At 64.0% G+C, this 11552-nt stretch carries 11 protein-coding genes; all 11 read left to right on the top strand.

Features of this window, described 5'->3' with window-relative positions; translation table 11 throughout:
• Positions 1-17: 17 nt before the first annotated feature.
• The 11 genes from nrfA (at position 18) to WIR04_RS09365 (ending at position 11525) form a co-directional block, all read left to right on the top strand.
• A complete protein-coding gene (gene nrfA / locus WIR04_RS09415; RefSeq protein WP_338892152.1) occupies positions 18-1460 on the top strand; it encodes an ammonia-forming nitrite reductase cytochrome c552 subunit in 1443 nt (480 codons plus the stop codon).
• Positions 1461-1511: 51 nt separating this feature from the next.
• Positions 1512-2129 carry a cytochrome c nitrite reductase pentaheme subunit gene (nrfB, locus tag WIR04_RS09410; protein WP_338892150.1) on the top strand — a complete coding sequence of 206 codons (618 nt, stop codon included), beginning with the start codon at positions 1512-1514 and terminating at the stop codon, positions 2127-2129.
• Positions 2126-2806, top strand: a complete 681-nt coding sequence (locus WIR04_RS09405) for a 4Fe-4S dicluster domain-containing protein (protein WP_338892148.1) — start codon at positions 2126-2128, stop codon at positions 2804-2806. The genes nrfB and WIR04_RS09405 overlap by 4 nt, the downstream gene beginning before the upstream one ends.
• 178 nt (positions 2807-2984) lie before the next feature.
• On the top strand, positions 2985-3938 hold the full coding sequence (nrfD, locus tag WIR04_RS09400; RefSeq protein WP_338892146.1) for a cytochrome c nitrite reductase subunit NrfD: 954 nt from the start codon (positions 2985-2987) through the stop codon (positions 3936-3938).
• Positions 3939-4197: 259 nt separating this feature from the next.
• Positions 4198-6147, top strand: coding sequence for a heme lyase NrfEFG subunit NrfE (nrfE, locus tag WIR04_RS09395; protein ID WP_338892520.1), 1950 nt, complete (start codon positions 4198-4200; stop codon positions 6145-6147).
• Positions 6144-6698, top strand: coding sequence for a DsbE family thiol:disulfide interchange protein (locus tag WIR04_RS09390; protein WP_338892144.1), 555 nt, complete (start codon positions 6144-6146; stop codon positions 6696-6698). Before nrfE ends, WIR04_RS09390 begins: the two co-directional genes overlap by 4 nt.
• Positions 6695-7888: a heme lyase NrfEFG subunit NrfF gene (nrfF, locus tag WIR04_RS09385; RefSeq protein WP_420883453.1), complete on the top strand. Its 1194-nt coding sequence runs from the start codon at positions 6695-6697 to the stop codon at positions 7886-7888. The genes WIR04_RS09390 and nrfF overlap by 4 nt, the downstream gene beginning before the upstream one ends.
• A gap of 91 nt (positions 7889-7979) precedes the next feature.
• The gene (locus WIR04_RS09380; protein ID WP_338892142.1) at positions 7980-8432 is read left to right on the top strand and encodes an NUDIX hydrolase; all 453 of its coding nucleotides are present in this window, start codon (positions 7980-7982) and stop codon (positions 8430-8432) included.
• 352 nt (positions 8433-8784) lie between these two features.
• The gene (gene pbpG / locus WIR04_RS09375; protein ID WP_234678042.1) at positions 8785-9705 is read left to right on the top strand and encodes a D-alanyl-D-alanine endopeptidase; all 921 of its coding nucleotides are present in this window, start codon (positions 8785-8787) and stop codon (positions 9703-9705) included.
• Positions 9706-9864: 159 nt separating this feature from the next.
• On the top strand, positions 9865-10005 hold the full coding sequence (locus tag WIR04_RS09370) for a DUF2256 domain-containing protein (RefSeq protein ID WP_080675139.1): 141 nt from the start codon (positions 9865-9867) through the stop codon (positions 10003-10005).
• Positions 10005-11525 carry a cryptochrome/photolyase family protein gene (locus tag WIR04_RS09365; protein ID WP_338892137.1) on the top strand — a complete coding sequence of 507 codons (1521 nt, stop codon included), beginning with the start codon at positions 10005-10007 and terminating at the stop codon, positions 11523-11525. Before WIR04_RS09370 ends, WIR04_RS09365 begins: the two co-directional genes overlap by 1 nt.
• Positions 11526-11552 lie beyond the last annotated feature (27 nt).

The following is an 11552-nucleotide window of genomic DNA, read 5'->3' as shown; positions in this document are numbered from 1 at the left end:
CATTTTATCTGGGAGTGATGACCGTGGGTTCACATAACAAGCCATTTCGGCCGGGTCTGGCCGCACTGCTGCTGACTGCCCTGCTGGGCACCAGCATGCTGGCACAGGCAAAGGAGGCCGCCCCCGAGGGCAAGATAGAGGCGCGCAGCGAACTGTTCGCCAAGGATCACGCCGATCAGTTCAGCAGTTGGAAAAACACCAGCGAGAGCCGGGAGCGCACCGACGCCCTGGCGGACGATCCGCAGATGGTGGTGCTCTGGGCCGGCTACCCCTTCTCCAAGGATTACAACAAGCCCCGCGGCCACTTCTATGCCCTGACGGACGTGCGGGAGACTCTGCGCACCGGCGCCCCCAAGACCGCCGAGGATGGCCCCCTGCCCATGGCCTGCTGGAGCTGCAAAGGCCCGGACGTGGCCCGCGTCATCGATGAAAAAGGTGAAGATGGCTACTTCAAGGGGATGTGGGCAAAAGGCGGGCCCGAGATCGTCAACACCATCGGCTGCGCCGACTGCCACGACACCGCCTCCAAGGAGTTCAAGGAGGGGAAACCCGCCCTGCACCTCTCCCGTCCCTATGCCGACCGGGCCATGACCGCCATCGGCAAGCCGTTCAAGGAGCAGGGGCGCTTTGATCAGCAGTCCCAGGTGTGCGGCCAGTGCCACGTGGAGTACTACTTCAGCGGCCCCACCAAGGCGGTGAAATTCCCCTGGGACAAGGGCACCACCGTCGAGCAGATGGAAGACTACTACGACGAGATCGGTTTCGCCGACTGGACCCACGCCCTCTCCAAGACCCCCATGCTCAAAGCCCAGCACCCCGAGTACGAGACCTGGCGCGCCGGCATTCACGGCCAGAACAACGTCGCCTGCGTCGACTGCCACATGCCCAAGGTGCAAAACGAACAGGGCAAGGTCTACACCGATCACAAGGTAGGCAACCCCTTCGATCGCTTCGATCAGACCTGCCGCAACTGCCACACCCAGAGCAAAGAGATGCTGCAAGGGGTGGTCAAGCAGCGCAAGGACGCCGTCACCGAAATCAAGCTCAAAGTCGAGAAGCAACTGGTGCACGCCCACTTCGAGGCCAAGGCCGCCTGGGATGCCGGCGCCACCGAGGCCGAGATGAAGGACATTCTGCAGGACATCCGTCACGCCCAATGGCGCTGGGACTTCTCCATCGCCTCCCACGGGGTGCAGATGCACGCCCCTGAAGTTGCGCTGCGCATGCTGGGAACCGCCCTGGACAAGGCAGCAGACGCCCGCACCAAGCTGGCACGCCTGCTGGCCGCCAAGGGGATCAGCCACGAGATCGCCATTCCTGACATCTCCAGCAAAGAGAAGGCCCAGGCCGCTCTTGGCATGGACATGAAGCAGATGAACAGCGACAAGGCCCAGTTCCTCAAGACCACTGTCCCCGCCTGGGATGCCGAGGCCAAAGCGGCCGGACGGCTCGCACAGTAACGAGATTTGCGGGCCCGCCGAGTCGGGCCCGCAATCGGATGGAGGCTTCCTATGGGTGATTTAACGATGGATTTCTTACGACTGATGCTGATGGCAGCCATGCTGCTGACCAGCCTGCAGGGCCAGGCCGCCGATGCGACGAGCGCCCCCGCAGCCCTGCCCGCGAAACATGAGGTGGCGTTCTTGCGCAGCCCCGACAAGGCCTGCACCGACTGCCACAAGGAGCAGACCGAGGGGATGCACGGCAAGCATGGTCAGGCGACCAATCCCAACAACCTGGCACCTGTCACCTGCACCAACTGCCACGGCCAGCCCTCCCCCCAGCACAGGGAAGGGGTCAAGGACGTGATGCGCTTTAGCGACAGCTTCAATGAGAAGCAAAGCGCCCTGGCAGAGGAGCAGAGCACCGGGACTTACCCCATCACCGAGCAGAACGGGGTCTGCATGAGCTGCCACGAGCCCAAACCCCTGCGCGAGGCGCTCTGGGCCCACGACGTGCACGCCACCAAGCTCAGCTGCACCAGCTGTCACGCGCTGCACCCGGCCAAGGAGCCCATGGTGGGGATAGCCGAAAAATCCCGCATCAAGCTCTGCGTCGATTGCCACAGCAAGCAGCATCAAGCCAAGGCGGCCGGCCTGCAGGTCAATGCGGGCAAGGAGGCACAATGAGCTGCTCTCGTCGTCACTTCATGGCGGGGATGAGCGCGGGGGCCCTCATCATGATGACGGGGCCGACCCGCTCCCTTGCCACTACCCTCGCCCACAGCCAGACCATAGACGGGGTGCGCTATGGCATGATCCACGACGAGACGGCCTGCATCGGCTGTACCGCCTGCATGGATGCCTGCCGGGAGGTGAATCAGGTGCCAGAGGGGGTCTCGCGCCTCGAGATCATCCGCTCCGGCCCCATCGGCACCTTCCCCGATGCCGAGTACCACTTCTTTCGCAAGTCCTGCCAGCACTGTGACAACGCACCCTGCGTGCACGTCTGCCCGACCGGTGCCTCCCATATCCGCAAGGAGGATGGCATCGTCGACGTCAACCCGGATCTCTGCGTCGGCTGCATGTACTGTCTGGCCGCCTGCCCCTATCAGGTGCGCTTTATCAACCCTGTGACCAAGGTTGCCGACAAGTGCGACTTTTGCCGCAAGACCAACCTGGCGGCGGGCAAGGAGCCGGCCTGCGTGGCCTCCTGCCCCACCAGGGCGCTGGTGTTCGGCAATCTGGATGACCCGGACAGCCCCATCGCCAAACGGCTGGTGAAGGAGACCACCTATCGCTACAAGCAGGCGCTCGGCACCTCGCCCAAGATGTACCGCGTGCCCAAAGGGGAGATAACGTCATGACCATGCAAGCGGCATTTCACTTCCCTTCTCTTGTCTGGGGATTTGCCCCATCGCCATCTACCACGGCAATAACCCATGGAGGGAATGACCATGTGGTATGACGCATTTCACTTCCCTTCCCTTGTCTGGGGATTTGCCCCATCGCCATCTACCGCAGTAACAGAGGGAGGAATGGATCATGTGGCATGACGCATTTCACTTCCCTTCCCTCGTTTGGGACTGGCCCATCGCTATCTATCTCTTTCTGCTCGGCATCTCCGCCGGGGCCACCAGCCTCTCGGTGCTGCTGCGCCGCAAGGGGGCCGGCAGCGAGAGCGGCATCATCAAGGCGACCGCCATTCTGGCGCCGGTGAGCGTGGTTCTGGGGTTACTGATCCTTATCTTCCACCTGGCCCGCCCCTGGACCTTCTGGAAGCTGATGTTCCACTACCAGTTCGACTCAGTGATGTCGATGGGAGTCATGCTGTTCCAGCTCTATATGGCGGTGCTGTTTGCCTGGCTGGCGGTGGTATTTCGCACCGAGATCGAGACCCTTCGCAGCCGGTTCCTGAAAGAGAAGTTCGCCTTTGTGGATGGGCTGATCGCCCTGCTGGCACGCTTCGAGCGGCTGCTGGCGCCGCTGTTGCTGCTGCTCGCCGTGCTGCTGGGGGCCTACACTGGCTTTCTGCTGTCGGCGCTCAAGACCTATCCGCTCTTGAACAACCCTGTGCTGCCTGTGCTCTTCCTGGTCTCCGGCATCAGCTCAGGGATAGCCTCCACCATCTTGCTGGCGGTGACCCTGTTCAAGGAGCACCACCACAGCCCGGGCGTGAGCTTTGTGCATCGCTTCGAGCGGCCGGTGCTGGCGGTGGAGGTGCTGCTGCTGGTCTGCTTCTTTACCGGTCTCTATTTTGGTGGCGGCCAGAAGGAGGTAGCCATGTGGGCCGCCATCGGCAGCGGCTTCTGGGCCCAGGTATTCTGGGTCGGGGTGGTGGGCATCGGTATGCTGCTGCCCCAGTTGCTCTCCCTGCTGGCTCCGGCCGCGCTGCGGGAGCGAAACGGCCACCTGGTGCTGGTGTGCAGCCTGACCCTGGTGGGGATACTGCTGCTGCGTTACTTCGTGCTCTATGCCGGTCAAATGACGGTGGTATAAGGGGAAATGCATGATTTGTAGCAAAAGCGACCATACGACCTCGGCTTGCAGCATGACCCTGATGGATATGCTGCTGTCTGATGCTGCATCATCCTCGTATGCCGGTCAGATGACGGTTGTTTAAAGGTATGATCATCAGCGCCAGCCGCCCTCGGGGGGCTGGCGCTTGTTGTTGTCGAGTCGGTGGATGTTATCCCCCAGCGCCGGTACTGTGCAGACGCTGCGGCATAACATAGACGAATGATTGACTGGAGGTTGTGTGCTGGCGGAGCTCGGCTATCTCTCACTGCTGCTGGCAACGGCGCTCTCCCTGCTGCAAGGCGCCCTGCCCTGGCTGGGGCTGCGGCTCGCCTCCCCGACCCTGCTGGGCTGCGCCAAGCCACTGGCGCTGAGCAATGCCATACTGCTGGGCGCTGCCCTGATGCTGCTCGCCAGTTGCTTCGGGCTCGATGACTTCACCCTGGTCTATGTGGCCCAACACGCCAACAGTGCCCTGCCCATGGGCTTCAAGCTGGCGGCCGTGTGGGGCGGCCACGAGGGCTCCATGCTGTTCTTCGTCTTTGCGCTGGCCCTCTGGGGGGCGCTGGTCGCACTCTGCTCGAAACGGGTCGATCCGCTGATCCGCGCCCGGGTGCTGGCCATCATGGGGCTGATCGTCGGGCTCTTTGCCCTCTATACCCTCGCCTTCTCCAGCCCCTTCGATCGCGCATTCCCGGGGCCTCTTGAGGGACGCGATCTCAATCCCATGCTGCAGGATATCGGCCTCATCATTCACCCTCCCCTGCTCTATCTCGGTTACGTCGGCTTTGCGGTCAACTTCGCCTTCGCCATGGCGGCGCTGCACTCGGGCCGGCTCGATGGCGCCCTGGCCCACTGGAGCCGCCCCTGGGCGCTCGGCTCCTGGGTGTTTCTCACCGCCGGCATCGTACTGGGCTCCTGGTGGGCCTATTACGAGCTCGGCTGGGGTGGCTGGTGGTTCTGGGATCCGGTGGAAAATGCCTCCCTGCTGCCCTGGCTGCTCGGCACAGCCCTGCTGCATGCCCTCGTGGTCTGCGAGAAACGTGGGGCCTACGGCCACGGCGTCTTGCTGCTCTCCATCTTCACCTTCTCGCTGAGCCTGCTCGGCACCTTTGTGGTGCGCTCCGGGGTGCTCACCTCGGTGCACGCCTTCGCGGTGGATCCCAGCCGCGGCCTCACCCTCTTGCTGCTGCTCGGCCTGTTATTGACCACGGCACTCACCCTGTTTGCCCTGCGGGCCGATACCCGTACCCCCTACGCCCGCTTCGGCTTCTGGTCAAAGGAGGGGCTGCTGGGCGCCACCATACTGCTGCTCTGCGTGGCCTGCGCCAGCGTGCTGCTCGGCACCTTCTACCCCATGGTGTTCCAGTCGCTGCATCTGGGGTCGCTCTCGGTGGGCGCCCCCTATTTCAACGCTGTTTTCGTGCCGCTGGCACTGGTACTGATGGCGCTAATGACCCAGATCCCGCGTCTGCGCTGGCAGGGGCTGATGGCATCCTCCCGCCTGCGGGTGCTGCTGCCGCCCCTGCTCGGCCTGCTGGGGGGCGGCCTGCTCAGCCTCGGCTATCGCGAACAGGGAACTCTGGGCTGGAGCGGCATCCTCGCCAATATGGTGAGCCTCTGGCTCATCGCGAGCCTGCTGCTCAATGTCTCATTCAATACCCGCGATCTGAGTGCCAACCGGCTCGGAAGCCTGCTGGCCCACCTCGGGGTAGCGGTCTGTGCCCTCGGCATAGCGCAGGTGAGCCACCATAGCCAGGAGGGGGGCACAGTGCTCAGTCCGGATACGCCCTATCGGCTCGGCGCCCATGAATTTCGTTACGAGGGAAGCGAGCCCCGGCTCGGCCCCAACTACACGGCCGAGCGCATCACTGTCAGCGTGCACAAGGATGGCCGGGAGGTGGCCAGGCTGGCCCCGGAGCGGCGCCACTACAGCGTGCGCACCATGAACATGAACGAACCCGGCATCCAGGGGGGGCTGTTTGGCGATCTCTACGTGGTGCTCGGCGAGAAGATGGGGCCTGATGCCTATGCCATGCGGCTGCATCACAAGCCGCTGGTGCGCTGGATCTGGCTCGGCGGCATCTTGATGATGGCGGGTGGCGCCTTGCGTTTGCTGGGGCGCAAGCCGTTGCTGGCATCCCGTCCAGCCAAAAGCCCGCAGCCCCTGCGCGAACAGGAGGCACCATGAGCCCGCGCCTGCGCCTCTTCCTCCCCCTGATAGTCACCCTGGGCCTGGGGGGTCTGCTCTGGCTCGGCCTTGGCAACGATCCTTACCGCCGGGACGAGGCGACCCAGGGGCGCCCTCTGCCGGCCTGGCAGAGCGAAAACCTGCTGGATGGGAGCTCAATCCAGACCGCCAGCCTCAAGGGAGAGCCCTTTGTGCTCAACGTCTGGGCCAGCTGGTGTCCGAGCTGCCGCGCCGAGCATCCGCTGCTGGCCGAGCTGGCGGGCACAGTGCCCCTCTACGGTCTCAACTACAGAGACAAGGGTGACGCCGCCCGCGCCTGGCTGACACAGGCGGGCAACCCCTATCGCGCCGTGCTGGCGGACCCGGACGGCAAGCTGGCGCTGGAGCTCGGCGTCTACGGCACGCCGGAGACCTATCTCTTTGCCGCCGACGGCACCCTGCTTAGCCGCCACACGGGGGAGCTCACCAAGGAGATCTGGCAGCGCCAGTTTGCCCCCCTGCTTGCCAGGGCTCGTACCCTGACCACCCCACAGACGGAGGGGCAGCCATGAAGATCCGCCCCCTCATCAACCCGCTGCTGATGACCATCACGCTGATCATCGCACTGAGCCCGGCGGCCACGGCCAGCGGCGTCGATACCTATCAATTCCAGCACCCGGAGAGACAGAGCCGCGCTCAGGATCTCGCCCGTGCCCTGCGCTGCCCCCAGTGCCAGAACCAGAACCTGGTGGAGTCCAACTCCCCCATAGCCCGGGATCTGCGGCTCGAGGTCTACCGCTGGGTCGATGAAGGGCAGAGCGACGAGCAGGTGATCGCCCGCATGACGGAGCGCTTCGGCGACTTCGTGCGCTACGATCCCCCCTTCAAGGGCAGCACTGCGCTGCTGTGGGGAGGACCCGTCCTGCTGCTGGGGCTGGCGCTCAAGCGCCTTCGTCGCCGCCTGAAGAACAGGGGGGAGCAGGCCATCCTCCCCGATGGCAGTATCAACCTGCGTGAGAGAGATACCCGCAGCACATTGAATCGCCTCATCATGACAAGGGAGCTGGCAGGCCTCTCCCCCCATGATCCCCTCTATCGGGAGCTGACCGCCGCCCACCTTGCCAGTGCCACGCCTGTCGCCGAGCTGGCCCTGCGCGAGCGGCTGACCCAGGCCTCCGGCAGCAACAGGCAGCATACCCGCGTCCTGCTGCTGCTCGGGATAGTGGCGATAGGCGCCGTTGCCGCCTGTTATGCCAGCAGCGGTCGTTATCAGGCCTGGCAGGCCTATCAATCCCGTCCCGACCCGCTGGCCGGGTTGAGCCCACGGGATCTGCAGGACCAGACGCTCGGCGCCCTGCACCAGCGGCTGCAGCGCAGCCCCGCCGACCTCGAGGCCTGGGCCGAGCTCGGCCAGTTGTATCTGTATCGGGACGAGTACGACAACGCCCTGCTCGCCTACCAGCGTCTCGCCCTGCAGGAAGGAGGCGCCAGCGCTGCCACCCTGGCCGCTCAGGCAACGGTGCTCTACTACCAGGCGGGCCAGCGACTCACTCCACAGTCGCAACGCCTGCTCGATGACGCCCTCAAGCAGGACAAGGGGGAAGTAAGCGCCCTGATGCTGCTCGCCTCCGATCACTTCCTGCACGGTCGCTACCGCCAGGCCATCACCCTGTGGCAACAACTGCTCGATAGCGAGCGCCCCCGCATCAACCGGGCCGCGCTGATCGAGGCCATCCAGACAGCCCGCATCATGGGGGGCTAACGGGGGACAGGGCGGGACGCAAAAAAGGGGACAAGGGGCGCCGAACAACCCCATAATGCAAACCGTGATTTCATGACGACAGGGTACAGGCATGATCCCCATTTGCTGCCACGCCGTTGCCGGGGTGGCGCTATCGAACATCGATGACCAGATAAAAATGCTGCTGATGAACAGGGTCAAGGGTGGCTTCTGGTGCCATGTGGCGGGCACGGTCGAGGCGGGTGAAACCGGCTGGCAGACCATAGTGCGCGAGTTTCGCGAGGAGACGGGCATTCTGGTGAGCGAGCTCTATAACGGCCAGTACCTGGAGCAGTTTTACGACGCGGCCACCAATACCGTGATGGTGGTGCCTGTGTTCGTGGTCTATTGCCCGCCCCATCAGGCTGTGACCCTCAACCATGAGCACACCGAGTACCGCTGGTGTTCGCTCAGCGAGGCCAAGGCGCTGGTGAGCTTTCCCGGGCAGCAGGCGCTCTATGACCATGTCTGGCACCATTTTGTGGCGCACCGCCCCTCGCCGCTGATGAGGGTGGCGCTACGCTGATCCGGGTCGGCTGACATCCCCCTCGCAGCCCCTGCCGGCGCCTTTCTTCCCGACACAAAGAGGATTAATGGCGTGTTCGACCCAATGCCGTCCCGGAAGGCGCAAAAAGAGTAGCAATGATTGGTCAGAAAGGGCATATAGTGCGCCCCATGACGGGCCGAACCCGGCCAGTGTGCGCGCCATGCATGGCTCATTATGAATCCTGCAAGAGGGCGCCATAGCCGTGAATTCGGCTATTTCAAGGTGAGCCATCCCATAAAATGGAAATATCGGGCCGTCAGACGTTGTGAAGCGTCAATTACCGTCATATAACTTAGCCAAATGTCCCTGTCAGTCGTAGTAGAGCCAAACCATGAACCTTCGTCCTTTTCTTCCCCTGCTGCTCGGCGCCTTCCTCCTTCCCGCCAGCATGGAAAGCGCCCATGCCAACCCCTTTTCTGCGACCTCCTCCTCCACCAACAGCCTGATGGCACCGCGCACCAATCTCGCCCTGGGATCCGATGCCTTCGTGGTCGCCAACCCCAGAACCGGGGAGATCCTGGCTGAACGCAACGCCAATAGGGTGATGGCAATCGCCTCCATCACCAAGCTGATGACGGCGCTGGTGGTGCTGGATGGCAACCAGCGCCTCAACGAGATGCTCACCGTCACCATGGACGATGTGGACAGGATCAAGGGCACAGGTTCCCGTCTGGCCATTGGCTCCCGCCTCAGCCGCGCCGACATGCTGCACATCGCCCTGATGTCATCGGAAAACCGGGCCGCCTCGGCCCTGGCGAGACACTACCCAGGCGGTCGCCGCGCCTTCATCGAGGCGATGAACGCCAAGGCCCGCATGCTCGGCATGTGGAGCACCCATTTCGCCGACAGCACAGGCCTCAACCCGCGCAACGTCTCCAGCGCCCACGATCTCGCCAAGCTGGTGGCCACCGCCTCCAGCTACCCGTTGATCCGCCAGTACTCCACCACAGAGCACAGACTGGTGCGCAACGGCAAACGCCAGATGCAGTACCACAACTCCAACCGCCTGGTGCGGGAAGGGAGCTGGCCCATCATGGTCTCCAAGACCGGCTACATCCGCGAGGCGGGTCGCTGCCTGGTGATGGACACCAGGGTCAACAATGAACCCGTGGTCATGGTGCTGCTTCACGCCACTACCACGGATGAGCGGGTGGCCGACGCCAAGAAGATCAGAACCTGGCTGGAGACCTCGGGCCGCATGACCCTGACCGCCCAGTCCACGCCCCGCGCCAAGCTGTTCAGCAACCAGTAACGGTCACAGAAGGCCCCGCACCGACAGGCGCGGGGCCTTCTCATTGCGCCTCTCCCCTCGCAAGCCGGAACGACCCCTTTCCCGTCCCACTGTGATCCCATCCTGGTTGCGCTTCGTTATGCAGGCAGAGATCGGTCAACCCAGTGAACGAGGCGGAACATGCACCTCAAACCCCATCTACCCGAGAAAGTCTGCCCTGTCTGCCTGCGTCCTTTTGCCTGGCGGCGCAAGTGGGCCCGCTGCTGGCCCGAAGTGCGCTACTGCAGCGAACGCTGCCGCCGTCATAAGGAGCACTCCTGATGGAGCTGCGCCTCATCCTAGGAGACCAACTGAACGCCGGTCACAGCTGGTTTCGCACGCCGGATCCCGCGGTCTGCTACCTGATGGCGGAGCTGCGCCAGGAGACGGACTACTGCCGCCACCATCGCCAGAAGGTGCTCGCCTTCTTTGCCGCCATGCGCGCCTTCGCCGCCGCCCTCACCCAGGCGGGCCACCGGGTCTGCTACCTGACTCTCGATGAGAGCGCCCCCTGGCCCGATTTGCCCAGCTTGCTGGCGGCCCAGATCGCCCACCATCAAGCCGAGCGCTTTGCCTGGCAGAGCCCGGACGAGTGGCGCCTTGCCAGCCAGCTTACCCAGTGGGCCGCAGGTCTTGCCATCCCGGCCCGCGAAGTGGACAGCGAGCATTTTCTCACCCCCCGGGATGGCTGGCGGCGCTATCCCCACAGCCGGATGGAGTTCTTCTACCGCGCCCTGCGAAAGCAGTACAGGGTGCTGCTCGATGAGCGCGACCAGCCCCTTGGCGGGCGCTGGAACTTCGATCACGAGAACCGCGCCAGACTGCCGGAGCGCCAGCCCATTCCGGCGCCCCTCACCTTTGCCAACGAGGTGAGCGACATCGATGCCATGCTGACCCGCCACGGCGTCAGCACCATTGGCACTGCGGATGCCAGCGCCCTGCCCTGGCCCGTCTCCCGGCGCCAGAGCCGCGCGCTGCTCGAGCACTTTCTGGTGCACTGCCTGCCCCACTTCGGCCGCTATCAGGACGCCCTGAGCGAGCGGGGCTGGAGCCTGTTCCACAGCCGCCTGTCGTTTTCGATGAACAGCAAGATGCTCCATCCCCTCGAGGTGATCCGCGCCGCGCAATCCCACTGGCAGGCCAATCAGGCCACCATCACCCTGGCACAGGTGGAGGGCTTCATTCGCCAGATCCTCGGCTGGCGCGAGTTTGTCCGCGCCCTCTACTGGGAAAAGATGCCGGACTATGGTCGCGTCAATGCCCTGGGGGCCGAGCGCCCCCTGCCCGGTTTCTTCTGGAGCGGGCAGACCCGGATGGCCTGCGTGCGCCACGCGATCCAGCAGTCCCTTGATCACGCCTATGCCCACCATATCCAGCGGCTGATGGTGACCGGCAACTTTGCCCTGTTGGCGGGGATCCATCCGGATGAGGTGGATGCCTGGTATCTCGGCATCTATGTGGATGCCATCGAGTGGGTGGAGCTGCCCAACACCCGCGGCATGAGCCAGTTTGCCGATGGCGGCCTGATGGGCAGCAAGCCCTACGCCAGCAGCGGCGCCTACCTGGAGCGGATGGGTCACTACTGCAAGGGGTGCCACTACGAGGTGAAGGAGCGCAGCGGGCCGGACAGTTGCCCCTTTAACAGCCTCTACTGGCACTTTCTCTGGCGTAACCGGGACAAACTTGGCCGCAACCCTCGCCTCGCCCTGCCCTATGCCAACTGGGATGGTCAGCCAACCTCCCGGCAACAGGCAATCCTGGCGACGGCGGAGCACCATCTGCTCCACCTGGAACGACTCTGAATCGACCGGATTTCATGCCAGAAAGCG

Source organism: Aeromonas rivipollensis (genome assembly GCF_037811135.1).
GTDB classification, from domain to species: domain Bacteria; phylum Pseudomonadota; class Gammaproteobacteria; order Enterobacterales; family Aeromonadaceae; genus Aeromonas; species Aeromonas rivipollensis.
This window is presented reverse-complemented; position numbering and strand designations above follow the sequence as displayed.

What these genes read in the sequence shown, in the direction of transcription:
- nrfA (WP_338892152.1), top strand. Translation starts at nt 18, where the DNA reads ATGACCGTGGGTTCACATAACAAGCCATTTCGGCCGGGTCTGGCCGCA.
- nrfB (WP_338892150.1), top strand. Translation starts at nt 1,512, where the DNA reads ATGGGTGATTTAACGATGGATTTCTTACGACTGATGCTGATGGCAGCC.
- WIR04_RS09405 (WP_338892148.1), top strand. Translation starts at nt 2,126, where the DNA reads ATGAGCTGCTCTCGTCGTCACTTCATGGCGGGGATGAGCGCGGGGGCC.
- nrfD (WP_338892146.1), top strand. Translation starts at nt 2,985, where the DNA reads ATGTGGCATGACGCATTTCACTTCCCTTCCCTCGTTTGGGACTGGCCC.
- WIR04_RS09390 (WP_338892144.1), top strand. Translation starts at nt 6,144, where the DNA reads ATGAGCCCGCGCCTGCGCCTCTTCCTCCCCCTGATAGTCACCCTGGGC.
- nrfF (WP_420883453.1), top strand. Translation starts at nt 6,695, where the DNA reads ATGAAGATCCGCCCCCTCATCAACCCGCTGCTGATGACCATCACGCTG.
- WIR04_RS09380 (WP_338892142.1), top strand. Translation starts at nt 7,980, where the DNA reads ATGATCCCCATTTGCTGCCACGCCGTTGCCGGGGTGGCGCTATCGAAC.
- pbpG (WP_234678042.1), top strand. Translation starts at nt 8,785, where the DNA reads ATGAACCTTCGTCCTTTTCTTCCCCTGCTGCTCGGCGCCTTCCTCCTT.
- WIR04_RS09370 (WP_080675139.1), top strand. Translation starts at nt 9,865, where the DNA reads ATGCACCTCAAACCCCATCTACCCGAGAAAGTCTGCCCTGTCTGCCTG.
- WIR04_RS09365 (WP_338892137.1), top strand. Translation starts at nt 10,005, where the DNA reads ATGGAGCTGCGCCTCATCCTAGGAGACCAACTGAACGCCGGTCACAGC.